Origin of the sequence: Microbulbifer agarilyticus S89 (assembly GCF_000220505.1) — a bacterium.
Classification (GTDB): Bacteria; Pseudomonadota; Gammaproteobacteria; order Pseudomonadales; family Cellvibrionaceae; genus Microbulbifer; species Microbulbifer agarilyticus_B.
In genome coordinates this window covers 264,568-290,859 of sequence record NZ_AFPJ01000007.1, presented here as the reverse complement: position 1 = coordinate 290,859, position 26,292 = coordinate 264,568, and the positions used below count along the sequence as shown (strand labels likewise).

The 26,292-nt window shown below is 47.2% G+C and carries 24 protein-coding genes and 1 pseudogene; all 25 read left to right on the top strand.

Going from position 1 to position 26,292, the window contains the following annotated elements:
- Positions 1 to 151: 151 nt before the first annotated feature.
- The 25 genes and pseudogenes from AS89_RS0102085 (at position 152) to AS89_RS0101965 (ending at position 26,264) form a co-directional block, all read left to right on the top strand.
- A complete protein-coding gene (locus AS89_RS0102085) occupies positions 152 to 544 on the top strand; it encodes an MbcA/ParS/Xre antitoxin family protein (RefSeq protein ID WP_138976350.1) in 393 nt (130 codons plus the stop codon).
- A complete protein-coding gene (locus tag AS89_RS0102080; RefSeq protein ID WP_010130622.1) occupies positions 541 to 1,347 on the top strand; it encodes an RES family NAD+ phosphorylase in 807 nt (268 codons plus the stop codon). The genes AS89_RS0102085 and AS89_RS0102080 overlap by 4 nt, the downstream gene beginning before the upstream one ends.
- Before the next feature lie 30 nt (positions 1,348 to 1,377).
- Positions 1,378 to 2,316: a 1-aminocyclopropane-1-carboxylate deaminase/D-cysteine desulfhydrase gene (locus tag AS89_RS0102075; protein ID WP_010130621.1), complete on the top strand. Its 939-nt coding sequence runs from the start codon at positions 1,378 to 1,380 to the stop codon at positions 2,314 to 2,316.
- A gap of 110 nt (positions 2,317 to 2,426) precedes the next feature.
- Positions 2,427 to 3,305 carry a glucose-1-phosphate thymidylyltransferase RfbA gene (gene rfbA / locus AS89_RS0102070; RefSeq protein ID WP_010130620.1) on the top strand — a complete coding sequence of 293 codons (879 nt, stop codon included), beginning with the start codon at positions 2,427 to 2,429 and terminating at the stop codon, positions 3,303 to 3,305.
- 2 nt (positions 3,306 to 3,307) lie between these two features.
- Complete coding sequence (gene rfbC / locus AS89_RS0102065) at positions 3,308 to 3,865, top strand: dTDP-4-dehydrorhamnose 3,5-epimerase (RefSeq protein ID WP_029249715.1); 558 nt, start codon at positions 3,308 to 3,310, stop codon at positions 3,863 to 3,865.
- A complete protein-coding gene (rfbD, locus tag AS89_RS0102060; protein WP_010130617.1) occupies positions 3,855 to 4,787 on the top strand; it encodes a dTDP-4-dehydrorhamnose reductase in 933 nt (310 codons plus the stop codon). The genes rfbC and rfbD overlap by 11 nt, the downstream gene beginning before the upstream one ends.
- Before the next feature lie 16 nt (positions 4,788 to 4,803).
- Positions 4,804 to 5,901: a dTDP-glucose 4,6-dehydratase gene (gene rfbB, locus AS89_RS0102055; RefSeq protein WP_010130616.1), complete on the top strand. Its 1,098-nt coding sequence runs from the start codon at positions 4,804 to 4,806 to the stop codon at positions 5,899 to 5,901.
- Between the two features lie 259 nt (positions 5,902 to 6,160).
- A complete protein-coding gene (locus AS89_RS0102050) occupies positions 6,161 to 7,033 on the top strand; it encodes an NAD(+) kinase (RefSeq protein ID WP_010130615.1) in 873 nt (290 codons plus the stop codon).
- Positions 7,034 to 7,059: 26 nt separating this feature from the next.
- Complete coding sequence (locus AS89_RS19030) at positions 7,060 to 7,488, top strand: sugar phosphate nucleotidyltransferase (protein ID WP_100169214.1); 429 nt, start codon at positions 7,060 to 7,062, stop codon at positions 7,486 to 7,488.
- Positions 7,476 to 7,763: pseudogene (locus AS89_RS18505) on the top strand (cupin domain-containing protein); the annotation flags it as partial. The gene AS89_RS19030 and the pseudogene AS89_RS18505, both read left to right, overlap by 13 nt.
- Positions 7,764 to 7,786: 23 nt before the next feature.
- On the top strand, positions 7,787 to 8,836 hold the full coding sequence (locus tag AS89_RS0102035; RefSeq protein ID WP_010130612.1) for a hypothetical protein: 1,050 nt from the start codon (positions 7,787 to 7,789) through the stop codon (positions 8,834 to 8,836).
- Between the two features lie 21 nt (positions 8,837 to 8,857).
- Entirely contained in the window at positions 8,858 to 10,171 is a 1,314-nt protein-coding gene (locus AS89_RS0102030) for a hypothetical protein (protein WP_010130610.1), read from the top strand.
- A gap of 76 nt (positions 10,172 to 10,247) precedes the next feature.
- Positions 10,248 to 11,342 (top strand): hypothetical protein, encoded by a 1,095-nt coding sequence (locus AS89_RS0102025; RefSeq protein ID WP_010130609.1) that lies wholly within the window; start codon positions 10,248 to 10,250, stop codon positions 11,340 to 11,342.
- Positions 11,339 to 12,265 carry a sulfotransferase family protein gene (locus tag AS89_RS16655; RefSeq protein ID WP_010130608.1) on the top strand — a complete coding sequence of 309 codons (927 nt, stop codon included), beginning with the start codon at positions 11,339 to 11,341 and terminating at the stop codon, positions 12,263 to 12,265. Before AS89_RS0102025 ends, AS89_RS16655 begins: the two co-directional genes overlap by 4 nt.
- 64 nt (positions 12,266 to 12,329) lie before the next feature.
- Entirely contained in the window at positions 12,330 to 13,316 is a 987-nt protein-coding gene (locus AS89_RS0102015) for an exostosin domain-containing protein (RefSeq protein WP_010130607.1), read from the top strand.
- On the top strand, positions 13,316 to 15,262 hold the full coding sequence (locus tag AS89_RS0102010) for a glycosyltransferase family 2 protein (RefSeq protein ID WP_010130606.1): 1,947 nt from the start codon (positions 13,316 to 13,318) through the stop codon (positions 15,260 to 15,262). Before AS89_RS0102015 ends, AS89_RS0102010 begins: the two co-directional genes overlap by 1 nt.
- A 1,413-nt stretch (positions 15,263 to 16,675) precedes the next feature.
- Positions 16,676 to 17,404 (top strand): hypothetical protein, encoded by a 729-nt coding sequence (locus AS89_RS0102005; RefSeq protein WP_010130605.1) that lies wholly within the window; start codon positions 16,676 to 16,678, stop codon positions 17,402 to 17,404.
- 20 nt (positions 17,405 to 17,424) lie between these two features.
- Positions 17,425 to 17,640: a hypothetical protein gene (locus tag AS89_RS18580; protein WP_029249710.1), complete on the top strand. Its 216-nt coding sequence runs from the start codon at positions 17,425 to 17,427 to the stop codon at positions 17,638 to 17,640.
- On the top strand, positions 17,591 to 18,184 hold the full coding sequence (locus AS89_RS16650; protein WP_158217333.1) for a hypothetical protein: 594 nt from the start codon (positions 17,591 to 17,593) through the stop codon (positions 18,182 to 18,184). Before AS89_RS18580 ends, AS89_RS16650 begins: the two co-directional genes overlap by 50 nt.
- A 19-nt stretch (positions 18,185 to 18,203) precedes the next feature.
- On the top strand, positions 18,204 to 18,482 hold the full coding sequence (locus tag AS89_RS16645) for a hypothetical protein (RefSeq protein ID WP_010130602.1): 279 nt from the start codon (positions 18,204 to 18,206) through the stop codon (positions 18,480 to 18,482).
- A gap of 23 nt (positions 18,483 to 18,505) precedes the next feature.
- Complete coding sequence (locus AS89_RS16640; protein ID WP_010130601.1) at positions 18,506 to 21,322, top strand: glycosyltransferase; 2,817 nt, start codon at positions 18,506 to 18,508, stop codon at positions 21,320 to 21,322.
- A gap of 123 nt (positions 21,323 to 21,445) precedes the next feature.
- Positions 21,446 to 23,173: a hypothetical protein gene (locus tag AS89_RS0101980; RefSeq protein ID WP_010130600.1), complete on the top strand. Its 1,728-nt coding sequence runs from the start codon at positions 21,446 to 21,448 to the stop codon at positions 23,171 to 23,173.
- 116 nt (positions 23,174 to 23,289) lie between these two features.
- Positions 23,290 to 24,120 (top strand): sulfotransferase family 2 domain-containing protein, encoded by an 831-nt coding sequence (locus AS89_RS0101975; protein ID WP_010130599.1) that lies wholly within the window; start codon positions 23,290 to 23,292, stop codon positions 24,118 to 24,120.
- A gap of 154 nt (positions 24,121 to 24,274) precedes the next feature.
- On the top strand, positions 24,275 to 25,783 hold the full coding sequence (locus AS89_RS0101970; protein ID WP_029249709.1) for a LicD family protein: 1,509 nt from the start codon (positions 24,275 to 24,277) through the stop codon (positions 25,781 to 25,783).
- Between the two features lie 22 nt (positions 25,784 to 25,805).
- A complete protein-coding gene (locus AS89_RS0101965; protein ID WP_029249708.1) occupies positions 25,806 to 26,264 on the top strand; it encodes an adenylyltransferase/cytidyltransferase family protein in 459 nt (152 codons plus the stop codon).
- Positions 26,265 to 26,292 lie beyond the last annotated feature (28 nt).

Genomic DNA, 26,292 nt, shown 5'->3' with positions numbered 1-26,292 from the left:
AACGAAGACGAGGCCTTTTTTTGTATCTGGAAGATTACTGGCTGGATGCTGAAGCCCGCTTCAGTCTTCCCCCATCCGAGTGTGTCACCAACTATAGTGGGCGCCTCTCTCGAAATTGCCATTTGTCCAAAATCGGAATATATTTGGTCATGTGACCTCTACAATCGACTCCGGAGGCGATATGGCGCGCCCAGCCCATACCCCACAAGCCACAGAAGATCAGGTTCTGCTGGAAGCAACCCTAAACACCGCCAGTCATTTGGGGCTCAAGAAAACGGAGCTGAGTAGCATCATCCATCTGGATGATCGGACGTTGCGTCGTCGTAGCGGTCTCTCGCCCCAAAGTGCTGAAGGTCAGTTGGCGCTGTTACTCATCAGGGCCTACCGCTCTGCCTTCGTTCTTATGGGGGGAGATGAGGGGGCGAAAACCTGGTTTGCGACTGCCAATCGCGCGCTAAACGGAATCCCAAAAGAGCTAGCACAGCGAATTGATGGGCTTGTGCGGGTTGTCACCTACCTCGACGCGATGCGAGGCAAGGTGTGAGGGACGTAGAGAGTAACCTGAGTGGTAAAATTCGAGAGACCTCTACGCGCTTACTTGGCCGAATCTATCGGATTATCGAGTCTCAGGAGGAGGTTGCCACTAGAAGCCTGGTCGACAGCCTGCAGAAGCAAGAAATTCTTGAAAACTTGCTGGAGCATAGTAAGCCTGTCCGACTACCGGGTAGCGACAAGCTCCACTATCTGCTTGCTACACCATTTCGTTACCCGCCGCTGCCATGGGGCTCAAGATTTGGCGGTACCGCGGAGAGTGGCATTTTCTACGGCAGCAAAACCATTGATACCGTGTTGATTGAGGCGGCCTATTATCGTCTGCTTTTTGTCAATGACATGCTCGAAGCACCTCTGGCGCCAGTCACAAGCTTTCATCAGGTCTTCTCAGCGAAATATTGCGCCGATCCAGGCGTCAGGCTCCAAGCTGAAGCATGGCGACAGCACTGGCCACAACTTTCTCATCCGTCTCAATATGGTTTCTGCCAAACGCTGGGAGCGCAGCTTCGCGAGCATCATGTACAGGGTGTGGAAACCTTCTCTGCCCGCGCGCTGATGGCGGGTATCAGTGAATTGCCTTCAAGCGAAGTGGGTTCGGGTGGTGGAGGTATCAATGTCGCACTATTTGACCCTGCGGCACTGATCCCCAGAGCGCCGACTATCGAAGCAGAAGTAACGGCTGAAACGACGACCGACGGCGTATCATTCTTGGTGAAGTCGGGTAACAGTGTATATACAGCGACCGTCAACAAATCAGTATTCCTAACTTCCGGTACCTTGCCGCTTCCTGCCTGACCCCAGCTGTTCAAAAAATGGTCCCTTTTGATGCGCTACCTTACCGAACTTAGCCTCGAGGCATTTGTTACTGCCGCAGAAAATGTCCCCTACCAGCAGATCAATTCAGACCTCTTCCCCAATGTCGATCTCTGGGTACGCCGCGACGACTTGCTCGACCCCATCATTTCTGGCAACAAAGCCTACAAGCTGATCTACAACCTTCTCGAGGCCCGGAAGCAGGGTAAAAACACGATCGTTACCTGTGGCGGCGCCTGGTCAAATCATATACACGCCACTGCAGCAGCAGGGCAGCGTTTTGGGTTTAAAACGATCGGTATCATTCGCGGTGAAAAGCCGCCGGTGTTCAGTGCGATGCTGCAGGACGCAGAGCGGTTTGGGATGGAATTGCGGTTCGTTTCTCGCCAGAAGTACCGCCAGCGGGGTGGCCAAGATTTCATTGACGTGGTGGGAGCCCCATCATCTTGTCACTTTATCCCGGAGGGCGGGGCCAATTACCTGGGGGCTCAAGGCATTCTTCTTTTGGCCGATGCGATTCAAAAAACGAAGCCGGTAGATTTTGAGGAGTATTGGGTTGCATGCGGTACTGGCCTCACGGTCGGTGGTTTATGTGCCAAATTGGGTAAAAAATCGACGGTGGTGGGTGTCCCTGTATTGAGGGCAGAGGAGCAGGTCGAGGTAAATACTCAGAAATGGGCCGCTAGATTTGCCAATGGGAGCTGTGACTTAACCATTGTGCGAGATGCTCATATGGGAGGGTATGCAAAGCAACCCGCCCCCCTTTTGGAGTTCATGGAGGTGTACGAAAAATATACTGCTGTTCCACTAGAGGGCGTCTACACCGGCAAAACTCTGAAAGCGATTACTTTGAATCGTGAGCCAAAGCCTACTGCAAAGCATTGTCGAAAAAGTGTGCTGATGATTCATACCGGAGGTTTACAGGGGCGGCGAGGTGTTTTGTTTAAATAATGTACAAGCCTCTACATGTTCCAGCTAAACAGATTAGGGTTCGACGACCATCGTTTAGCGAGGCATAATTGTAAGGAAATCAATTAGCTAGCCGAGCTTTGGGGGCATTTGTGCGTAAAGGGATTATTCTTGCTGGAGGAACAGGCTCTCGCCTTTACCCTCTTACTAGGGCGGTCAGCAAGCAGCTGATCCCAATCTACGACAAACCCATGATCTATTACCCGCTGACAACGTTAATGTTGGCTGGCATCACGGATATCTTGATTATCTCCACACCGCAAGATATGCCTGCCTTCAAGAGTCTTCTGGGGGATGGTGCAGCTTGGGGGCTAAACCTCCAGTACGCGGAACAGCCATCACCTGACGGTCTCGCTCAGGCATTTATCATTGGTGAGTCGTTTATCGGTAATGACAGTTGCGCACTGGTGTTGGGCGATAATATTTTTCACTCTCACGATTTTATGAGCGTGTTGCAGCGCGCGACTAATCAACCTAGTGGGGCAACCGTATTCGGGTATCACGTCAACGACCCTCGTGCATACGGCGTCGTTGAGTTTGATGAGTCGGGACGGGCACTTTCGATAGAAGAAAAGCCTGAGCAGCCCAAGTCAAACTACGCTGTTACCGGTTTGTACTTCTATGACAATCAAGTTATCGATATTGCTAAGTCGATAGTCCCATCTCCCCGAGGAGAGCTTGAAATAACTGATGTAAACCGCGCATACCTGGAATCTGGATCTTTGAATGTGGAGGTTATGGGGCGTGGAGCAGCTTGGCTAGACACGGGTACCCATGACAATTTGCTCGCGGCTAACCACTTTGTACAAACCATCGAGGCCCGGCAAGGTCTGAAAATTGCTTGCCCGGAAGAGGTCGCATACCGGATGGGCTACATCAGTGCAGATGACTTGAAGGCACTTGCACAGCCTCTACTCAAGAGCGGCTACGGCGAATACTTGTTAAGAATTACTGACTCCAGGGTGTTTTGAGCGTGGAGATAATTGATACAAACATACCTGACGTAAAAATTCTGCAGCCAAAAATATTCGGCGATGAGCGCGGTTTTTTTATGGAGACGTTTCGCGACGCATGGTTTCGCGAATCTATCGCAGACGTAACATTTGTCCAAGATAACCACTCCAAATCGACACAGGGAATATTGCGTGGCCTTCACTACCAGACCCAGCAAACGCAGGGAAAATTAGTGCGCGTCGTAAGTGGTGAAGTGTTTGATGTAGCAGTGGATCTACGTGAAGGCTCACCTACGTTTGGTCAGTGGGCAGGAACGATGCTGTCTGCAGAAAATCATCGCCAATTTTGGGTCCCTGCCGGTTTTGCGCACGGTTTCTACGTTACATCGGCCTCAGCCGAGTTCGTATATAAATGTACCGACTACTATCATCCGCAAAGTGAAGTGAGCTTGCGTTGGGATGAGCCTGCGGTGGGGATTGATTGGCCACTGGTGTCTGGCGCCGCCCCAAAACTCTCTGAAAAAGACCAGCAAGGGTTGTCTCTCGCTGAAACGCCGAAGTTGACTTATGGCCATTAGTCACGTAAAGCGCAAAGCGCTTGTTTTTGGTAAAAATGGCCAGCTAGCCTGGGAGTTGTTACGTACCGCACCAGAAGATTGGGATGTCGTCGCCATGGGGCGTGCAGAAGTTGATCTTCTGGACGCCGATATGATAGAGCAATTGCTGACCCAGCATGATCCTGACTTGGTGGTAAATGCCTCCGCTTATACTGCTGTGGATCAGGCTGAGTTGGAAGCAGAGCGTGCGTTTGCTCTCAATCAACATGCCGTCGCAAACATCGCCGATGCGGTAGCTAAACGTGGGGCGGTGGGATTGATCCATGTTTCTACCGACTTCGTTTTCGACGGTGAAAAGTCATCTCCATACCAGGCAGACGATGAAACCGCGCCCCTCAACGTCTATGGGAAGAGTAAGGCGGCGGGGGAGATCGAGTTACTGAAACGCAATCTGCCCGGTAGTTTGATTCTCCGGACATCTTGGGTCTACTCCTCGCATGGAAGCAACTTTGTCAAAACCATGCTGCGCTTAATGTCCGACGAGGGCCGAGATCATCTCAATATAATTGCAGACCAGATCGGAACTCCAACATGGGCGCGCTCGCTGGCTGAAGCAATATGGTGCGCCGGCAGAAATAGAGAGCGTCTATTCACAGGCGGCGCTCGTATTTTCCATTGGACTGATGCGGGAGTTGCATCTTGGTATGACTTTGCTGTTGCTATCCAAGAGCTGGGTCTTACCCATGGTTTAATCAATCAAAAAATTTCTATTAATCCAATCCCACATCACCAGTATCCGAGCCCTACGGAAAGGCCATCTTTCAGCGTCCTCGATAAGTCTGATTTTGAACAGCAGTTTGATATTCAAACTAAGTATTGGCGGCACCAATTGGACTCTATGATCCAGGAATTGGCGCTGGAAACAAAGGCAACCACAGAATAAGTATTTGGTAGAAATAATGACTGCAGAAAAAAGCCCTAGAAAGTTGCTGGTGACTGGTGGTGCCGGCTTCATTGGCGCTAACTTCGTGCACTATTGGCTCAACCAGTATCCGCAAGATATGGTAGTTGTACTGGACGCACTCACTTATGCCGGCAATAAAGCTAGTCTTGACGTAGTGGCGGACAACCCGAACTTCCTGTTTGTGCAGGGCGACATTTGCGATACGGTACTTGTTGAGCGGCTACTGGTGGAGCAGGGTGTAAATACCATTGTGCACTTTGCTGCGGAATCTCATGTGGATCGATCAATCACAGGTCCGGATGCTTTTATTGAGACCAATATTATTGGTACCTATAGCCTGTTAAAGGCCGCAAAAAAAGTGTGGTTGGATTTGCCTGAAGCGGATGGGCTGGCTCCGATGGAGCATCGCTTCCATCACGTTAGTACAGATGAAGTCTATGGCACTCTCGCACCTGAAGATCCAGCATTTTCTGAGAGTACCGCCTACGCCCCGAACTCCCCATATTCCGCAAGTAAGGCCGCCTCAGACCACTTGGTACGGGCCTATCACCATACATACGGTTTGGAGGTAACTACTTCCAACTGTTCTAACAACTATGGCCCTTACCACTTCCCGGAAAAGCTGATCCCACTGATTATCACCAATATCCTCCGCAACCGGTCGCTTCCCGTTTACGGTGACGGCAAGCAAGTGCGTGACTGGCTGTATGTAGAGGACCATGCGCGGGGAATTGATCTCGTATTACAGAGAGGCAAGGTGGGTGAGAACTACAATATTGGAGGCCATAATGAGTGGCAGAATATCGACATTGTGCACTTGGTGTGCAAGTTGATGGATGAAGCCTTTCGTGAAAACTCCGCGCTGGCTGAAAAATATCCAAAGGCTGTGCTTGCTGCCGGAGCCGAAAGTGCGAAGCTAATTGAGTATGTGACAGACCGCCCGGGGCATGATCGGCGCTACGCTATTGATGCAACCAAGAGCCAGAACGAATTGAGCTATCAACCTCAGGAAAGTTTTGAGTCTGGAATTCGTAAATCGGTCAATTGGTACCTGAATAACGAGGCCTGGTGGCGAGAGCTTCTCGATAAGTAACTCGTATGCTGGCATATGTATACGTCAGTTTCAGCGTCAGCCAAGTTGTCAGTCGAGAGCGGTTAGGTATTATGCGGTTTAATTTAGTGCGAATGTACAGTCTCGTTCGACTCCTCAAATTACGTAAGGCATAATCGACCGTTCTGTGGAGTCGACGAAGACTTGGTGGCTGGTCTGAGTGAATTTTATACCAAATACCGGTTAGCAATAACAAATTAAAACTGCACGGGCCCATAATTCGGGCACCATTGGGGGAGCGGTGTCGGAGTTTCAGAATATCGGCCTTATTGGCCGTAAAGGGAGTGGTAGCGCAGCTATTTCGCTCAGACGCCTGATGGCGTTTCTTGAGCGAGAGGGCTACTCCGTCGTGCTCGAAAAAGATACCGCCAACAGTGTTGTTGGCCATAAGGCCCGGGTATCCAGCAAAGACAAGCTTGGTGAGTTGTGCGATCTGGTTATCGTGGTAGGCGGTGACGGCAGCCTGCTGGCCGCTGCGCGGGCTTTGGCAAAGTTCAGCGTCCCACTTCTTGGTATCAATAGAGGTCGCCTTGGCTTCCTCACCGACATCACTCCCGACGAAATCGAGCAAAAAGTAGCCGAAGTGCTTGCCGGCAAGTATATGGCCGAAAGCCGCTTTTTGCTCGACATGTCGGTAACCCGTGATGGCAAGCCCATAGGCAAGGGCTCTTCCCTAAACGATGTGGTAATTCACCCTGGTGAATATATCCGCATGATCGAGTTCGACCTTTTTATTGATGGTCAGTTTGTGTACACCCAGCGCTCTGATGGCCTGATTGTCTCCACGCCTACGGGTTCCACTGCATATGCGCTATCTGGCGGTGGCCCCATTATGCATCCAAAGCTGGATGCCATTGTCGTGGTACCTCTTAATCCTCACACCTTGAGTAGTAGGCCAATTGTGGTTGAGGGTAGTAGTGAGTTCAAAATAATTGTTAGCGGGCACAACACAACACATTCGTATGTAACCTGCGATGGGCATGATCAAGTGATCACAGAGCCGGGTGATGTCATTCGAATCCATAAGAAGCCTCATCGATTGACACTGATTCACCCAATTGACCATAACTTTTATGAGACCTGCCGTTCCAAGTTGAACTGGCAAAATAATTAAAAGAATGTCTGAGGTATAAACTTCCAATGACGAGTATTACTCCTGTAATCCTGTGTGGTGGTTCTGGAGCAAGGCTTTGGTCCAAAAGTTGCAAAATGCTACCGAAGCAAATCCTGGAGCGAATGCGGGGATTTAACAAGCCGATTATCGTCAGTGGTGAAGATCACCGCTTTATGGTGGCACAGCAGGCCCAGGAAGTTGGTTTTGAAAATTTTACGATAATCACAGAGCCGGCAGGCTGTAATACCAACCCGGCAATAGCCTTTGCCACTATTTCTGCAGCACAACAAGCTGAAACCACCAACCTGCTGGTGCTTCCCTCAGATCATCTGTTGGATAAGGCGATCGCTAATAATACAAAGCCGCTGGCCTTGATGAACACGATATTCATCGCGAAGTCGCTCGCTTATGAGGCAAGTATGATTTCACCGGTGGCGTCCCGCGTTCTCAGGTGAAACGTATTACCGTAAACCCGGGGGCGAGCCTCTCGCTACAAATGCACTACCACCGTGCGGAACATTGGGTTGTGGTATCTGGCACGGCAATCGTCGAAAGGGATGGTGGGGAGATGATGCTCTCGGAGAATGAGAGTGTATATATCCCAATTGGTGCGAAACATGGCTTAAGCAACTCGGGTATTTTACCGATCGAGCTGATCTACGTGCAAAGTGGTAGTTACTTGGGGGAGGACGACATCGTCCGCATTGATGATGTATATGGTCGAAATTAAATACAGAGCAGAGGATTCTTACTGTGAATAACGGTCACCAGATATGCCCACCCAAAAATGTCGTTGTTTGCTCGCAAAGGGCAGAACAGGCTCAAGGCATGGCCCGGAGTCTTCAGCTGGCCGAGGTGCTCGGAGCGGAGTTCGGAGAGCTTGAACCCAGCTATGGTCAGCTGAAGAGCATGGAAATAGCGGAAGGCAGTTCCGGAGAGCCGAGAGTGTCCTTCGTCGGTGCTTCAGAATTGATGGATGCTAAGTTGCCGGAAGGTGCGGTAACTTTGGTGATTGTTGAATCACCCACCGAATATGCTACTCAAGCGCTGTTCCGAGGAGACCTCGATATCTCGGAGCAATTGGATTGTTGGATCAATGAAACCAACATATTGCTCAACTTTTTCCAGCGAAACCGCAAGGCATCAGCAGTCCTCATTTCTCAGAGTGACATCAAGGCAAGACCAAAAGACTGCCTCGCGCTCTTGAATGATATTGGTATTGGAATTCAGGCGTTTCCTAGTTTTCCGGAAAGTGAGATGGACCCCATGCTCGAGTTACTTGCGGATCTACTAGCAGAGCGACATACCCGTAGCGGGAGCATTTACCAGGAAATATTGGTTGCGTCTTCCTTGATTCGCCAGGATGAAGAGACTGGTTTGCAATCTAACCCTAATGTCAAAGCGGTTTCTGCGTACATACAGGCACGAGCTAAAGTACAGCAAAGATTACAGCAGGCTACGGCTTCATTGAGGCAGCGTGAATCCGAGCTTGAGCTGGCGCAGTTACAGGTACATCAATTACAGGAGGAGGTCGAGGCATTACATCTAGCATCAGTTGAAAATGCTCAAGAAGTCAAAGATGAGGTGAATAGCGGTTTAGTTGAGACAGTAGAGCATGAGCTAAAGTCTGAGCTTGAGCTGGCACTGTTACAAATTCACCAGTTGCAGGAAGAGCTTGAGATTTACTATGAGAAGTATCTCGAAGTTCGTGATAAGCGCAAGTCCTATGAGCTGTTCGGAAAGTCTGGTAGTGGATTAGGTAGCGAGAGCCTGAGAGTGTTGCGCTTGGCTCGATCAATATAGTCCGCGAGATTAGTGTAGCTGATGGAAGTAGTAACAGAAAACCGCGTAATTGTGTTCGATCCAGCTTTGGGTCCGGAAGGTGGTCATCATGTGGCATTAATGGAGCGGATCCACGGTGCTCATTGCTCGGGAGAATATACGGGCGCTGTCGACTACTATTGCAGCGACGAGATAGCAATCAGTCTTGAGAAAAAATTCACCTCTGACCGAATACGGATTACTCGGCATTTTCGATCCAGTTTTTATCGCTATCACGCCGCATCGCCGGGTATCGCTGAGGCTAATGGTTTTATTGCTGCACTGGGAAAAGAGTACCTGTCGGCGCTAAAAAGCGTTTTCTCCAAAATTCTTTTAACCGATGGTATCGCAAGTACTAAGTCTCAAGAGCTCCAGGAAAACAGAAAGCTGGTTGTTTTTTACCCGGCCATGCAGTGGGTGCATTTAATGGCTCTGCATTTTGCGCTGAGACAGATCGGTGACACTGCTTCACTCCTTAATGTGGAGCATCGGTTGTGCTTGATGTACAACCCAGGAAGGAACCACATCGGTGAATTAAAGAATTTATCAGAGTGGTTGAGCTACAAGCTGGCCTGTAAATCCTTAGCGGTATTCGACAATGTCCGAATGTATGCATCTGACCATGAGCTCGCGGAACATTACGGTCACATGCTCGAACTGGAATCGCCACTTGCTTTGCACCCGCAATATTTGATTCCGTTTGGGCAGACGGCAAAGGTTGAAGAGTCGAAATCTTCAGTTAAAACAATCGGACTCTATTTTGGCGACGCAAAAATAGAGAAGGGCTTTAACCGATTGCCGGCTATTATCGAGCATTTACTTCCGATCATTGGACCGAATGACAAGCTCGTGGTGCAGTATGTTTCTCAGCGCAATTGCCCACGTGTAGTAGCGACTGAAAAAGCGATTCGTGCCCTTTCCAAGAGTGAGTCGAAAATTAAGCTGATCGTGGGCTTTTTGCCATCGGAAGAGTTGCGGGCGATCTTGTCTTCACTCGACCTATATGTATTTACGTATGATGCGAAGCACTACCAAGACAAGTCCTCGGGCTTTCTGTGGCTACTTGCAGAAGAATATTGCAAGTTGATTTTACTGGGTGAGTCTTGGTTGTCTCGAGAGGCGGAGCGGTTGAGATTGAATGCTCGGGTATGTGAGTTGCTTGAGTTGCCGAATGTCCTCAGTAGCTTGCTTCTGGAGTCTCCGCTTGAGAGCAAAAAAGAACAAAAGAGTCTTGGTTTTAAAAAAGAACAGGCCGATTTGGGGTATCGCGAAAGATTACTTTACCCATTTTTCCAATGGCTTGACTCGGAGTATTGAGACGAATCTACCTCTCAGAACCTATTAACAACACCCATTCGAAATGCTACGAATGTCCAATTGGCCGGAGTCATAAATGCTGAATGATATGCTGTCCCAGTTGAAGCGCTCTGGGGCCACTGCTAGAAATGTTGTCTACCTAGGTGCGGGTACCTGTCCTGACTTCCAGCGAATCAATGATTTCCACCCGGGTTGTATAGTGCTGGTGGAAGCCAATAAATACCATGTAGCAGAACTTAAAAGTGCCCATGGTTGGGCAGATAACCTAGTTGTTTTGGAAAACTTGGTTATAGCCGATGGAGAAGGGCGAGAAGCGGAACTGTTGGTGACAAACCTTCCCGCTTATAGTTCCATTTTTGAACCTTCAGGTCTCTCTCACTACTACCCAAGTATAAAAGTGGTGCGTAGAGACAGGGTTCCAGCCATCACTTTGTCTGAAATCTGTGATCGGCTCGCAATCGGAAGTGAAACCAACTCAATTGGGGCTGCGCCGGCTAAATCCCAGAATGTGCTAATCGTCGATCTCCCGGGCTACGAAGCCAAGATCATCGGGTCTGTCTCTCCAGCCGTTTTAGGGAATTTTGATTTAATTCTCTGCAGGTCGGCAACAGAATCTGTCTACACCGGTGCCGAGTCATATACGGAAGTGGAGAAAGCTTTTCACCGTCATCATTTTACTACTGATGTGATCAGGGAGCTTGCACATCCGTTTGTAGTGTTGCGTGCAGTTCCGGGTAAATTATCGAGAATGCGTTCGGAGCTAAGTGAATTAAAAAAGAAGAACGAAGAATTGGAGTGCGAACTCGTCTCAGTACAGGCGCAGTTGCAGAGAGTGCAGGTTGCCGAGCAAAACCTAACCGCCGGGCTCGAGCGGATCCAGGCGGACAACACCGCACTAAGGGCTGAGAAAGAAGATCTTTCTACCAGCAATCGGATTATTGGCAAAACCTTGTTGAAGACGCAAACTGATTTGGATGACCTGCGCACCCAATACCACAATCTTAAGCAGGCGAAGGCACGACAGAACGGCGTGATGATGCAGGTAGCACAGCGCCTAGATCGCGCGTCTGAACAGTACATAAAGCTAGTCGAGAAATACCCTGAGCTGAGGGAATTCGGTGAGGCGGTGCTTGTACCAATGGAAACTGCTTCTGAGGCTGAAGTCGAATGAGTGGGCAAGGAGTTCGGAAGCTGGGTGCTCTATTTACAGAGCTTGAGTCGATTTCGGAGCTCCTCGAAAAGTCCGAGGTCGATAGCGCTGAACCCGTAATTTTTTCCGGTGAACCCTTATCACTCATTGAGCAATTGCGTTTGCATTCTCAGGAGAGCGAGAGTAAGCCAGTGATTCGAACACTGCACCACTTTGCTTGTACTGGCGGCACGCTTATCTCAAAATGCTTCAGCGCGCTCCCTAACGTTTTTCTGCTAAGTGAAGTTCACCCGCACTCAGAGTTAGAGCCACCACCGGGCAGACCGAAATTCGCTCCATCGGATCTTATTAGAATGGCTCGATATGCTTCTATACCCAACATTAGGGAGTTATCGGAAAAAATATTCGAGAGTTCATTGAATGTTGTCTTCAAACACGTAGAGGAGCGAGGCGGTGTACTGGTACTCCGTGAACATGTACATTCTGACTTTTGCGTAGGCTCTGAGATCCCTTCAAAGTCCACTCTAATCTCTATTCTCCAAAAGCAATTTAGAGTTGTCTCTGTGGCCACAATAAGGAATCCAATTGATAGTTTTCTTTCTATTCAAAACCATGGTTGGGTGCATTTTGAACCATCAACTTTTGATGAATACTGCCGAAGGTATTTGGAGTTCTTGAAAGGTTTTTCTCAAGATAATATTTTTCGGTATGAAGACTTTGTGCAGGATCCAAAGAATGTTTTGGGGGTTATTTGTGATTATCTAAAGCTCAACTTCGATGAGAATTTTGTCCAAACATTTGATCAGTTTCGTGTTACGGGAGATTCTGGACGCCAAGGTGGGAAAATCGAAGCTCGTCAGCGGCGAAAGGGCTTTGAGAGTGAATTGGTAGAAATGAAGAGGTCAGTCAATTATCAGATATTCTGTGATTTGTATAATTACTGAGTATGAGTTTGATCTCTGAGTGCCCCTTTTACGTGAACACTTTACGCTTGATTAGGTTATTTCAATGTTGACGCAGCAGACGGATTATCAAAATGGTTGGCTTCGAGCTTCGAATCTAATTGCATTCCCTCATGGATGGCAAGTCCCGGCAAAAACGGAGCAGTGGGCATTTGAAACAATGCTTAACAATCTTAAGCCCAGTACCTACTTGCAGGTTGTCAGCTTCCCATGGGCCACTCTTGTTGATCTATTGGAGCAAGGGTGTCACGAGAAAGCAAAATTTTTCTTAGAGGCTTTGAAGTTTTCTCCACCTAATTTTGCGGTTAAGCGTGTTACAGTTTGTCAGCATATATTTGCTTTGAAATTGCTGCCGTATTTTAAGCAGCTAGGAATCACTGATTTGTATTGGCCCCACAAAGTGCTGCACCAAAATGAAATTGATGGCATAAAAATTCATGGCTTTCCGTTATACCCTGTCATGTACCATAAGTATCCCCACGTGGCTGATACTAAACCTTTTTCTGAAAGAAAGTATTTGTATAGTTTCATTGGGTCATACCAAGAGGGACTCTATTTAACTTCTGTGAGAAATTTTCTCTTTTCTCTGCCTAGCGGGGATGACGGTCTAATTATTCAAAGGGGGGAGTGGCACTTTGAGGGTGATGTATATCGCGATCAAGTTTTGGGTAAGCCTGACCCAGAGGATCTCAAAGAAATAAAGAGACGTGAAGAGAGAGAGTATGTTGAGGTTTTAAAAGAGACAAAATTCTGTTTATGCCCGTCCGGCAGTGGCCCAAATTCTATTCGTTTATGGGAGGCTATTAAATTTGGTTGTGTTCCTGTTTTGCTCAGTGATGATTTGGACCTAAGAGGGTTGAGCGCAAAAGCTCTTAGAGTGACCGAGTCAAAAGAGGAGGTGGAAAAACTCCCGGCGAGATTGGCCAATACTGATCCAGGCGAGTACTTAATGTCAGTTGATGGTGAAGAAAGTTTATTTGGTGTTATTGATAATAATTTATCACCATTTTTTTTGAAGGGGGTTTCTTTGTGATGTCGAAGGTAAATGTTTCAGTCGTCGTAACCGTCCATAATAGCGGTTCGTATCTTAGGAAGTGTCTTAGCAGCCTTGCAGATCAGACCATGTCTGAGATTGAGGTGATAATTGTTAATGACGCTTCCCCCGATCCTGAAGATTCAAAGATCATTAATGATTTTTTGGGTGATCCAAGATTCAAATTATTGAATAATCCTCACAATTTGGGGACTGGAATTTCTCGCGAGCGTGGTGTCAAAGCTTCCATTGGTGAGTACATAGGTTTCCTTGATAGCGATGACTTTGTCGAGCCTTACGCATTCGAAGTCTTGTATAAATTTGCAGTTGAAAATGGCTGCGAAATTAGTGTTTGTGATTTTCATACAACAAATTCAAATGATGTAGCGCTTAACGAAAGAGTCATTCCTCAGGGAGTGCCTTTTGAGGTGGTTTCCGGCGAGGATTTATTTGTATCACAGCTGCGGCGTGCTTTCAGACCTTATTATTTAAGGGTGGATTGGTGGAATAAAATTTATAAACGCAGCATTTTTTTAGAGAATGATATAACTTTCCCTAAGGTTGTCAGGAATGAAGGCACGATGTCAATGATTATGTCCTTGCTGGCTAAGCGATGCGCCATAGTCAATCTGCCAGTTTTCTACAGTCTCACCAGAAAAGATAGTGTTTGTAGGAAATTTAGAGAGAAAAATATTCAAGATATTATTGACTCTACTCTTCACTTCAAGAGCTGGTTATTGCGTCTGAAAAAATACTCGCAGATTAATCAAGAATTGTATTTAAACTTCTTTTATTTTGTTGTTTTCAATCACAATTTGCAGCTTATTCTACGTAGCAATGGCGAAAACCAGCGTAAATATCTAAAACTTTTGCTTGATTCAATATTGAATAATATAGAGGTCAAGCTGGATTTCTATCGTTATCTCGCTCTTCCAAGTAAGTCGATCGAAAGGCGCGTATTTCGGCAGCTGAGATCTGGTTCCTACAATGATACCTCCTTGAAGGAAATTTTCAGTACGGATTTTTTCATTCGTAATCAGGGCGGTAAGCGTTTAAGAGAAAAGCGAATTGAGTCGAGCGCGAAACCTCTTGTTAGCATAGTGACAATTACTAAAGACTTAATTAAGGGCCAGCGCCGAGAATTTTTTGAGAGAATGGTGAGCTCTGTCAACAGCCAGAGCTATGGGCGTAAGAATATTGAGCATGTAATCATTGATGGTCGGTCAGATGATGGAACTATCGGCTACATTCGTGAACTTGACAGCCAGGGGCTAGTTGATTATTGGGTTTCTGAGGCCGATAGCGGCATCTACAACGCAATGAATAAGGCAGTTCTGTTTACGGCTGGAAAATATATATTATTTTTGAATTCCGATGACTATTTGGCAGAAAATTCTATCGAATTGTTGGTTGATGCAATAGAAAGTTCTGCATCAGATTATGCCTTTGGCAATGCTTATAAGGTCGATGAAAGTGAAAATAAAGTGGGGACTCATGTAGGTGATATAGATAAGGTTTTTTTTGGTGCACCATATTGCCATCAAACGCTGCTCTGTAAAAAAGAGTGCTTAGTAGACTCTCCATTTGATGAGTCGTTTAAAATAACAATGTGGCAGTTTGCGTTGGACCTAGTCCTAAACGGCTATAGGCACGCTTACATTAATGAGTTTTTAGCATTTTTTCGTGTCGGCGGAATTTCTACTGATGATCGCCATCAAAAAGCGTTTGTTGAAGAGCAGAAATCGATAAAAATCAATCTCGCTGAACAACTTAATTTGTCTTACTCCGAATACGAATACTTTAATCATGTTATCCGGAGATGGGATAAGTCATCTTTGAGGTCTGTTGAAAAGGAGCTGCTAGCGCATAAGCTTTTATCCGCCCGCTCCGCTTTTGATGGTAAGTTTTTTGAAGGCGTTGTTAGACTGATGCTGAAGGCAGTTTAATGCGATCTTTCATTGATTGTCGCTCCAGTGCAAGGCAGTGGTCCCCTAGTGGCATTTGGAAATTTCTTGATGATAGTTGACCCGCGTTATTTTCGCTCGGCGGAAGTGGAGCCATTGCTAGAGCATCCCTAAATGGTCAGGGAAAAGTGGGGTTGGGAGTCAGAAATAACTGCTGACGATGCGTGTCGTGAATGGTTAGGGCTGAATTGAGTCAAGTAAAATAGCACTCACTGCTTGAAGAGCATGGTTTTGATCTCTTTGTACCCAAGGTGAAGATGTTTATGAGTTAGAAAACGGTTTTTACCAAAGGTTACGCGCAGTGTTGAGCTTCGCATTTTTAATGTAGCTTGCATCAAGGTTCAATGTTGAAATTGTCTCTCGCATTCATTGTGAGCTCGACCTGATTAATCGGGGGGCGATTCTAATTTTACGGCAATGAGAGGTTTAATGAAGTCTATCTTGCTGCGTTGAAAGTGGGTGGCATTCATGCTAATAGTTCTTTTCCAGCAGAGTTTATCCCTGAGAACTATTTAATCGAGGTTAATGTAATTCATGCTCCACACTGCATTGAGGTTAACAAGCGCTGATTTATCAGTCCATAGTGTAGCCACCAGAAGACAATAAGGTGGTCAATTTCGGATTCGGTATTATTGGCCGCACACTGAGGTCGACCGATGAGCCTTATGTGATCGGGGTGATTACGGGAGTAAAGCGGTGTGATTTATACTGGCCCAGTGATGGAGAGGATATCGTTCTGTGGTTCCCGCTAATCCGATCGGCCCCAATAACAGCTATCGGCCAGATAATTTCCATGTGGTCGCAACACTGCTGCGGTATTTCTGCGGAGCGTAAGAGCTTGGCGATAAGAAAGTCGTTGGGTCGGGACTGATATCCGATGCGGGTGTTTCCTCATGAAATTGATTTGGCCGCGGCCTCGGTATCTGTGATGGAGCTGGTTCGCTAAATTTAGGTTGCCAATATTGCGTATTTTTTAGTAACGTTAATGTGGGCCCCGGCGCATACTGTACCTTTCGCGAATTGGAAGCTGTCGCGGACGTGATGGAACTCGGTGGTGGCATTCGCTGGGAAAATGATAGGTCGGATGGGACTATTCGTTGACATTATGGATCTAGAGCGTGTGTCGGCGTTTGGCTGGCGGCTACCCATCCTCCCTTGGGATGGGTTCTAACAGGCCTAAGACCAGTTTATGGATCACCAAGGCGGTTTTCGTCGCTAATCTTCGAATCTATGCCGGGCGTATCGGCCCGCTCTTCTTTCTCCCGTAATTCACTCTCAAATTCAACTCTCGACGGCTGATTCCGCTTCGGTTCAGCGTTATACTATGGTGTTTTTCAACATCAAAGAGTGCGGGTAAGTATCCGGGCTGAATTATTTAGCTAAGGTGGTTAAAAAATGAGCAACAAGAGGGGTGAGAATGTCGAAGGGCTTGCCGAAGATCTACGTTACTTCGATGCGTTGGTACAAGACGATGCTCAATCGCTGCAATCGCGTGTCATTAATGCGGTCGAGGCTAGTGCTAACCCATACGATCACCTGAAGGCGGTGACCAATGTAATGGTGGAGAACCAGGCACAGTTGTCTGCTCGAATTAAGATTTTGGAGCAAGTTTTGCTTGGTAATTCTGGCGTTGCTACGGAAGCTCCAGTAATGTCTCAGCCGATCGCGGAGCATAATTACGCGCCTCAGGCGCAAGTAGAGGTTTCTGCCGAGGTATTTGGCGAGAACCAAAATATGTACGGTGTGGAATACACGCCAGACGGCGTAGCCTATAGCTGGACGGGGCCAGCTCCGGAAATCGTTTTTGACGTTCCGGTACTGCGTGATGTCGAAAAGGTGTTCCGAGTCCGCTTCATCTCCGCGATGGATGATGATGAGCTGTTGAAGGAAGCCCAAATTTTTGTTGATGGTCAGAGTCAGCAAGTAGAGCTTGATTTTGATGGTAAGTCTCGCGGTTTGTTTTGTGCAGTCCCTGTAAAGGAGGGTGCTAAAGCCACGCGGGTAGAAGTGAAACTGATTCGCACATTGAGCCCAGCTGAGCTCGGTAAAGGCGATGACATGCGCAAGCTCGGGCTGGCCGTTACTGGATACAGTGTCAAAGTAGCGGAAGAGCAAGCTGATTAATCGGTATTTGGTGAAAGTGCGTGAGAAAGCTGATTTTACACTATCACCTGTTTAAGAATGCTGGCTCCTCCATTGATGAAATTCTTAAGCGTAGTTTCGGTGATTCATGGCTTGCGTTTGATCTAGATAGGGCGTCAGCCAAAATTCTGCCGGCAGAAATGGCTGCGGTCATCAGCGAGCACCGCGGTGCTTGCGATTTCTTCTCATCAGGTTTTGCCGCCACTACCGAAGGGTGATTTTGAAGCTTTTCCAATTGTTTTTCTACGCCACCCAATTGTCAGGGTGCGTTCAGCCTATCTTTTTGAATGGAAAATACAATTGGGGCTCTCCGAGCCGAAAGGTAGTTTTTCAGACTATGTGCGAGAAAAACTGGATCCTAAAAATCATGGTCCAATTTCCAATTACCATGTGCACCAGCTCTCGAATACTGCCTATGCCGGTGACACACCGAAGCACAGTTCAGTGCCCTCGGAGAAGCTGGAGAAGGCGAAAGCCTTTCTGCTGGAGTTGCCATTTTTCGGGTTGGTGGAGTGTTTCCAGGAATCTCTGGAGCGCCTACATTTTTATTTGAAATACCATTTTCCGGACCTACAAGTGGTAAACCGTCAGGTCAATACAACTCAAGATTCAGCAGTGTCATTGGAACATAAACTGCTGAACATCAGGCGAGAGCTTGGAGAAGCCTTATATGGAGAGTTGCTGGACCGGAATAAACTAGACTTGGATCTGTATAAATTTGCTCACGCGCAGTTCAACGCTGTTGTGCCTCGCGAGAGCTAAAACTTAATTTGGGGGGATAATGACAAATTCAGCAGAAAAAATATTACTGGACAAGTATAAAACTGAAAAAGAAAAAGGTGAGTACCTTTTTCGTCGTTTGTGTGTTTCGTACGCAAAAGTCTATATGTTTAGGCGCTCCTTGCTTGGGCGTCTGATAGGTCATATCGAGCGAGTTATACGCTATTTGACCCTTCGCCCGTCCTCGAAGAGCGAGTTGACCCAGCTGTATGAGCAGGCTCTGCAATTTCAGCAAGAGCGTGAAATTGATTACCGGATTGTTCTAAAAGAATACGTTTAAAAACTATAACGCGAAATCGATTGATGTACATAAATTCGAAGCATGAAGCCGTTAACGATGAATCGGCATCCGTCGACCTGGTGAGTGATGATGGCATTTCGGAGCAGCTTGGTAAGAATTCGTATCTAGAGCACGAAGTCGTTCGTTTCAAGTCGGCGATGGGTGAAGTCGAACGAAGCCGAATTGGAAAGCTCGCGTTTCAGCTGGAGCGTGTTTTGTGCCGGAAGTATATTTTTCGCAAAAGTATGTTGTTAGGCGAGGCTAGCGAGATCGCTCGTTTGCCGTTGGACGAGCGAGAGGTTTTTTCGGCTGATCATAGATTCAAGGCTTTTACAGCCGCTTCACGGCGATCTGAGTTTTTGACTCGGGAGTATTTGCGCTTCTTGCAGGAAGAAGGTAATTCCGAGGCTGGTACATCGATAGATGAAGAAGCCATTCATGCGCTAGGTGAGCTTAATGCCAAGCTTTATCAGCAACTTCTTGCGGTTCAGGTCAAAGTAGGCTCAGGATTGAGGGGCGTAACTGGTTTCTCCAAGCGGTTGATTGATTTTTTGTGTGGAGTTTTTCTGCCTCAGCGCGAGCCACGTCTGGGTTTTTTGAATAGTTTGTGGGCTGATTTTAACGATTTTCGTAGAGATCATGCTGATGACCTTCAAGCCTATAAGGAGTCCCGTTATAGTCGCATGCGGTATCTTTTCCAGATCCTGCGTTACGTGGTCGCTAACCCCTATGCATCTTTGCGAACTTTCAGCTGGGGTAGATTGCTCAGGCTCGTTAGGATTCTCTTCGGCCGTGAGCAAGTCAATGGTGCCGCTTGGATTGAGCAGCGGTTTCCACTCGATTCCACTTCCGCAGATAAGCCCGTCATCTTTGCGATTGATGATGTGACGGCTGGGAGTGTCGAGCTTGAATTTCCCCGCCACGATCAGCCGTTAGTCAGCATTATTGTCCCCGTCTATAACCAGTACGCTACAACCATCTCATGTTTGCAAGCGCTGCTTGCGCACACGGATGGTATTAGTTACGAGGTGATTATTGCTGATGACCGCTCAAGTGATCTCACTGAATCTATTGCGTCGCGTGTCAAGAATATCCGTGTGGTGCGCAATGAAGTAAACCTCGGGTTTTTAAAGAATTGTAATAACGCAGCGAAGTTTGCGGTAGGCAAGTTTGTCTTACTGCTCAATAACGATACCAATCCCCAACCAGGTTGGCTGCAGTCCTTGTTGGATGTGTTCGCTACGCAACCAGATGTTGGTCTGGTAGGGCCAAAGTTGTTGTTTGAAGATGGCGTCTTACAAGAGGCGGGCGGCATTATTTGGCGCGACGGTAGCGGCTGGAACTTTGGCCGAGGGCAATCCCCAGCTGCGCCAGAGTACAATTACTTGCGGGATGTCGATTATATTTCTGGCGCGTGTGTCATTGTGAAGAAATCTCTATGGGATGAGTTGGGAGGCTTTGATGAGCTATTCTGTCCGGCTTATTATGAGGATACCGATCTCGCTTTTCAGATACGCGCTCGCGGGCTGAGGACCATTTATCAACCGGCATCTAGCGTTGTTCACTTCGAGGGCGTTAGCCATGGGAGCGACATTAATTCAGGAATTAAGAAGCAGCAGCGAATCAATCAGGCTGTTTTCCGGAAGAAATGGAAGCAAGAGCTTGACCTGAGAAACGTTGATGTTGGTGTTGATGTATTTGATGCCCGAGAAAAAATGGATGGTGAAAAAACTGTCTTATTTATTGATCATTATGTCCCATTTTACGACAAAGATGCTGGTTCCCGGTCCACCTTTTTATATGTAAAAACCATGGTAGAAATGGGCTACCGGGTGAAGTTTCTTGGAGCGAATTTCTTTCCGCATCAGCCTTATACGGAAACACTGCAACAACTTGGTGTCGAGGTGCTTTATGGTGAGCGTTATGCCCGCAATTGGAAGCTTTGGCTCGCGGAAAATGCGGAGTATCTCGATGTTATCTACCTGCATCGGCCGCATATCACGGAAGATTTTATTAAAGATATCAAGTCGCTGAAACATTGCCCGCGATTAGTGTATTTCGGGCATGATCTCCATTACTTACGTACCCAGCGTGAGGCAGTGATCTCCGGTGACAAAAAGTTATTGAAGTCAGCAGAAGACTGGAAGGCGCGGGAAAGCCGGATTTTTCAGCAAGTAGATACCGTGCTTTATCCATCTGATGTGGAGGTGGATGCAGTTCGAGAAATTGCTCCAGAAGCGGACGTTGCACAATTACCTTTGTACGTACTTGACTCCTCAAATATTGAGGCATTTGAGTTTGCCGCTCGCAAAGACTTGCTGTTTGTCGGCGGGTTTACCCATAAACCGAATGTTGATGCGGTACTTTGGTTTATCAGCGAAGTGATGGATAAAGTTCACGCCGTTGACCCTGCGATACGCCTTCATGTCGTTGGCTCCAATGTTCCCGATGTAATTTCAGATCTCGCCTCCGACAATGTGATCGTGCACGGCTTTATATGTGACGCCGAACTAGAGCACCTTTATCGTTCAATTCGCGTTTGCGTTGTACCTCTTCGTTACGGTGCCGGCGTGAAGGGGAAAGTCCTGGAAGCATTACAAGCTGGAGTGCCGTTGGTTACCACGCCAATCGGTGCAGAGGGAATTCCAGCACCCGAAACCGTGATGTCTATTGCTGAAAGTGCCGATGATTTTGCTCGAGAGTTAATCGCGTTATATACCAATGAAGCGCTCTGCGTACGGCAACTTGCAGAGCGCCAAGGTTATATAGCACAGTTCTTCAGTCAAGACGTCGTGAGAGCTGCTATTGGTAAGCATATTATGTGTGACATTGATGAATGACTGTATAGCAGTGCTCCTTTAGTGCCTTTGCGCGTTAGGGCATGTGTTAGTGGTTTGAATGTGTTTTTAGCTGTTCCGATGATGTTTGGGTTCTCGGTGCTAATAGAATGAGTTGTATTTTCTATGTTGAGTCTTGTTAAAAATACAGCAGCGTTGTTTGCTAGTCGTAGAAAAGTACTCCGGCAGTTTGTTGCCGTTGCGCCTGTCCGCTTCTTCTTTGACGTCGTAATAAGTTTTGTAAAGAGCTTTCTTGAGCTGTTTGTCTTTATTTTGCCGATAAAAATCGTTCTGATTTTAGCCGCACCGCAGATGCCTGTTATGTTCGACAGGTTTGTGCCAGGAGTCTCGCGTGCTGAATGGGCGGGAATTCTTACGGCCTTGATTGTCGTGCTTCATGTCATCGTGCTGATAAAGGACTGGTACTTAAATCAGTCGGCTGGTAAATACGCGAGAAAATTTTCCGATCAGCATAAAAAAGGGCGCTTTACGGGGAGTGACTTCCTGATTTCTGCCTACAACGGCATTGTAAGTGCTAGAGGGAGTACGTTTCTTCTGCTCGCATTGAGCCTAGTGGTTGGGCTTGTATACCTGGACTTCCTGATTTTTCTCGTAGTGGCGCTAGGTATTGTTGTTATTGCCGCTGCGGCGCTGGCCTCTGCCTCTAGTAAGTTTCGCGAAGTTTTTCTAGATAGTCCGCCCACGATACTAGGTAGAGCCTCCAATCTGATCTTTATCGCTTGCTTCTGTTTTCTTGTCTATGCTTTTGTTCTCTCTGAGCGGCCACCGGAGTTTCTCCAGGGCGTCGTATCTATCATTCTTGGTAGACGACTGTTGGGCGCAGTAACTCAGAAAGCGAGTAACCTCGTGTGGTTTAGTAAGAAGAGAGCCGCAATCCAGAAGTTATTCTATCGTGGGCATGCGGAGTTGCCGGCGGCTGGTAACAGTGGTGCCTTTATCGACAAAATGTCACAGAGTTCTCTGAATGAGTTTACAGCAGAAGCGTTGAGCGCGCTCGGAGTGCCGGTGGAATATGACTCAATCTGTGCGTGGATTGAGTCTCCTTTCCCCTGGATGAGTCTTGTTCATTGTTCCTCTCCTGAGAGGGCTTTGTTGCTTAAGGTTTATGAAAGTAACAAGGCACGAACGGCAAAGAATGAGCTTGAACTTTACCCCGATCTTGAGTCAGTAGGGCTTATCCCTAAGTTTATTGGGGTAGCGGAAGCAGGTGGTTATCAGGTCCATGCATTTGAGCTAGCTGTGGGATGGAGCTTTTCCCGTGACCGCGAGTCGATCATCAATGTACATTCTAGGCTGCTACCACTTACGTTTGACCCTGCGTTAGTCGAAGAGTACTGCTCGGTACATCCCACGCTTACAGATCGTATTAATCCTGTTCTACTGTCACGACTTTTACTGGTAGCCGATTCAGACGAAGAAATTCGAGTTCAAGTTCTCGTTGAGCAGCTTCCAGTGTTGTTCGATAAGATCAAGGCCTTACCTCTTAGCCTGGTTGTTCAAGATCCAGTTTTGAAACAGTTGACCCTTCGTGAAGATGGGCGCGATTGCTTGTTGGGTCTAGGAGACTGGAGGTTGGAGCCTCTGGGGTTCCATTTATGGGCTTCAGACTCTCTCGAAAAAATTGCTGAAAATGTTATTTCTGGGCATGCGGTCCATGAGGAAGCTGATATAGCTGTAGTTGTCTCAGACATCCAGCTTTGTGGTCTTCTCGCAACGCTGGAGCGGCATTGTAAAGGCGGGCGTTTACGGGAAGGCATCAAGGTTGTGAGTCAGATCCTGACGCTATTGGAGGCACAGGGAGAAGGCTGTGGGGAATTGTTAACCTCTGCGTGAGCGCGGGTTCAGGATATGGTTGGTGTGGTGCCGATCGTTCTCGTCTTAGGAAAGGTAGCGTTTTATTTTTACCCGATAAAAATCCGGGTACATAAGAATTGACGGATTGTCGTTTTATGCGTTTAGTTATTACTCATGGGCATATTTTCAAGAATGCCGGAACAACCTTCGATTGGGCTCTGCAGCGCTATTTTGGTGCTGCATTCTGCGATCATCGCGACGACCGCCCAATGCGTCAGCGTGGGGTGGAATATCTTCAGGAGTTTTTGCACGACAACCCTGGAATCCAGGCTATTTCTTCGCATCACATGTGTGACACCGCAGGCTTGCAGGACATACAATCGATGCCTGTATTTTTCTTGCGACACCCCTTGCTACGCGTACTGTCCGTATACAGTTTCGAGCGCAAGCAGAAATCTGATACGCCGGGTGCCGAGGCAGCGAAGAAGTATGATTTAAAAGACTATATCAAGTGGCGTATGGAACCTGACGTAGGCCGGACGATTCGCGATTACCAGGTGGCTTACCTTGCATCAGAGTGCAAAATTCGCAATTCTCAAAATGTCGGAATCAAGCATCTTGCTACCGCAGCTAAAAGGCTTAATGACGGATCATTGGTTGGCCTCGTAGAGGATTATGATCGCTCTATGGCACTGATCGAGCTTGAGCTCGGCAAGCATTTTCCAAATTTTGACTTAAGTTATGTGCGTCAGAATACGACGCGTTCGCTGCAGGCAGAGCAGCGCAGCATTAATTATCTGATCAGCGAAATTGGAGACGAGGTCTTTGACTTGTTGGTTGAAAACAACAGTTTTGATCTAGCCCTTTATCGTATGGCCAAAGAATCTCTTGCCCAGAGAATCGCTAAAGTTGATGACTTTACAGCACGCTTTCAAGATTATCGCAGTAGATGTGACCAACTGAGTCGCGGTAAAAAACGTGCTTAGTCAATTTAGCCGAGTGAAAAAGGCTTCTTCGTATCTGGCTTGTGATTAAACCCGGTGCCGTAGGCTGGTTGCTCGTTGGGAATTTATTCGGACCACTCGCCGAAGGGCGGGCCTCTATCGAAGAAAGCTGCCATTTGGTGATTTGAGACTATTTATGATTGCAAAATTTGTTCGTTCAATATTTGGTCAGCACCAGGAAGGGTCGGCGAGGTCACGCTGGAGCGAAAATTATTTGGGTCCTGCAATCTATGGCATAGATACTATGCCATTCGAGATTTATGTTGGGAAAAAAGTCTCAGAAATAAAAATCGAACTTGCAGATACAAACCATCTTCACCTAGCAGATGTCCTGTTCAATATCCATAATAAGTGGGCGTCATTAAAGGATTATGAAAATCTGTCTTTTGAGCAAAGTTCAATTGTCAAAAATGACAAAATTTTCGATGTCGCTTCGCTAGCGAACGGGGCTAGTGCATTTTTTTCTACCCGGATGGAAGAAAACCCGCATGTTATCGTGCGATTCCCACATGACGTTGAGCTAGATGCGCTGAGAATTGTTAATCGACGAGATGGTCTTTGGCATCGTGCCAGAAACCTTGGCGTTTCTGTTTGCACTAATGGACGATGGCTTCCTGTCTATGACGGCTCTGACTCCCAGTCTCGCCTATCCTGGTTAAAGCGAGCCGTTGAGGTTCTTCCCGATTCTGATTCACCTACGGAAGACGTTTGTAATTTGCTTTCTGAGCTGCGGGCGTGCGTCTGCACTGGTCCGTTAGCCGTTGAATCTTGTTATGGGGCAATCGAGAGATTCGGGGCAGAGTATAAGTTTCCATCTAGCAGTATCGAATCGGTAGACTTCTTTAGTTCTGGCTTGGCCCGCTCCCTTTCCCGTGTATTTAGCTTCTTCGAGTCGAGGCTAAGCTTTATTGTGGCGCGCTTTTCCATCAATATGCTGGTATGCCATGGTTACCGAAGAGATGCATTTAGACTATACGCTATTGCTGCCCGTTCTTTATCTGAATCGGAGTTAAAATGCATTGAGGAAGATGTCGAAGTTATTGGGCAACAGAAGTACAAACATCCCTTAATCCCTGCAGCACATACGTTTGCCCGTCCCTTATCCAGTTATCCTCGGGAAATCTTACTTGATACTATTGATGCAGTTGTGAAATGTCTGGATGACCCTGATAGGGCCTTGTTGCTTTGTTACGGAACGCTATTGGGTTTCTATCGAGATAATGACTTTATTGCCCACGATGATGACATTGACCTACTTTGTATCACGAGCGTAGGCCGAGAAGGGTTATATGAAGTTGCAACACAGATTGTAGAAATTTTAAGCGGCGCTGGATTCAGGGCGCAGATAAATTTTAATAATCGCCGTGAGGGCTTGCCATTTATCCAGGTATTTTCGCAGTCACATAGAGTGCACCTAGATATTTTCCTGGCGTTTGAGTCCGGCGGAGAGCTAATGCTTCCGATGCGGAACGTTAACTATTCCAGTGTTCCGGCGCCCGTTTTACAGCCCGCAGCAACCAAAGAGTTTTTCGGCCGTGAATATAAGGTACCTGCGGACATAGAGGGGTTCTTGGTTGCGCGCTATGGGGTGAGCTGGAATGTTCCAGATAAGCACTTCCGCGCGAATGAGCATGGAAAGCGCTAAGTCCAGTTTTGTGAGAGTTGATATGAGTAAAACAGTTATTACCTATGGCACATTTGATTTATTTCATGTTGGACATGTGAGATTGCTAAAGCGATTGGCCAATTTGGGTGACCGGTTAGTAGTCGGGTGCTCTACCGATCAGTTCAATGAGCTGAAGGGTAAGCGGACTATTATGAGTTATGAGCAGCGAAAAGAAGTTCTTGAATCGTGTCGTTATGTAAATGGTGTTTTTCCAGAATCGAACTGGGAGCAAAAGCGAGCGGACGTCATCAGAGAAAAGGCGGATATTTTCGCAATGGGAGATGACTGGGCCGGAAAGTTTGACGATCTTTCTGACATCGTTGATGTAATTTATTTACCTAGAACCCAGGATATTTCTACTACGGAAATCAAGGAGCTTGTTGCGTCGGTAAAACAAGACAAAAAACAGGAATTGCTCAATGTCTGCGACCACTTGATGTCGCTGGCTACCAGGTTGTAGGCGAACTCTACATAAATTCGATTTTCGC

What these genes read in the sequence shown, in the direction of transcription:
- AS89_RS0102075 (WP_010130621.1), top strand. Translation starts at nt 1,378, where the DNA reads ATGCGCTACCTTACCGAACTTAGCCTCGAGGCATTTGTTACTGCCGCA.
- rfbD (WP_010130617.1), top strand. Translation starts at nt 3,855, where the DNA reads ATGGCCATTAGTCACGTAAAGCGCAAAGCGCTTGTTTTTGGTAAAAAT.
- rfbB (WP_010130616.1), top strand. Translation starts at nt 4,804, where the DNA reads ATGACTGCAGAAAAAAGCCCTAGAAAGTTGCTGGTGACTGGTGGTGCC.
- AS89_RS19030 (WP_100169214.1), top strand. Translation starts at nt 7,060, where the DNA reads ATGACGAGTATTACTCCTGTAATCCTGTGTGGTGGTTCTGGAGCAAGG.
- AS89_RS0102030 (WP_010130610.1), top strand. Translation starts at nt 8,858, where the DNA reads ATGGAAGTAGTAACAGAAAACCGCGTAATTGTGTTCGATCCAGCTTTG.
- AS89_RS0102025 (WP_010130609.1), top strand. Translation starts at nt 10,248, where the DNA reads ATGCTGAATGATATGCTGTCCCAGTTGAAGCGCTCTGGGGCCACTGCT.
- AS89_RS16655 (WP_010130608.1), top strand. Translation starts at nt 11,339, where the DNA reads ATGAGTGGGCAAGGAGTTCGGAAGCTGGGTGCTCTATTTACAGAGCTT.
- AS89_RS0102015 (WP_010130607.1), top strand. Translation starts at nt 12,330, where the DNA reads ATGTTGACGCAGCAGACGGATTATCAAAATGGTTGGCTTCGAGCTTCG.
- AS89_RS0102010 (WP_010130606.1), top strand. Translation starts at nt 13,316, where the DNA reads ATGTCGAAGGTAAATGTTTCAGTCGTCGTAACCGTCCATAATAGCGGT.
- AS89_RS0102005 (WP_010130605.1), top strand. Translation starts at nt 16,676, where the DNA reads ATGAGCAACAAGAGGGGTGAGAATGTCGAAGGGCTTGCCGAAGATCTA.
- AS89_RS16645 (WP_010130602.1), top strand. Translation starts at nt 18,204, where the DNA reads ATGACAAATTCAGCAGAAAAAATATTACTGGACAAGTATAAAACTGAA.
- AS89_RS16640 (WP_010130601.1), top strand. Translation starts at nt 18,506, where the DNA reads ATGTACATAAATTCGAAGCATGAAGCCGTTAACGATGAATCGGCATCC.
- AS89_RS0101980 (WP_010130600.1), top strand. Translation starts at nt 21,446, where the DNA reads ATGTTGAGTCTTGTTAAAAATACAGCAGCGTTGTTTGCTAGTCGTAGA.
- AS89_RS0101975 (WP_010130599.1), top strand. Translation starts at nt 23,290, where the DNA reads ATGCGTTTAGTTATTACTCATGGGCATATTTTCAAGAATGCCGGAACA.
- AS89_RS0101970 (WP_029249709.1), top strand. Translation starts at nt 24,275, where the DNA reads ATGATTGCAAAATTTGTTCGTTCAATATTTGGTCAGCACCAGGAAGGG.
- AS89_RS0101965 (WP_029249708.1), top strand. Translation starts at nt 25,806, where the DNA reads ATGAGTAAAACAGTTATTACCTATGGCACATTTGATTTATTTCATGTT.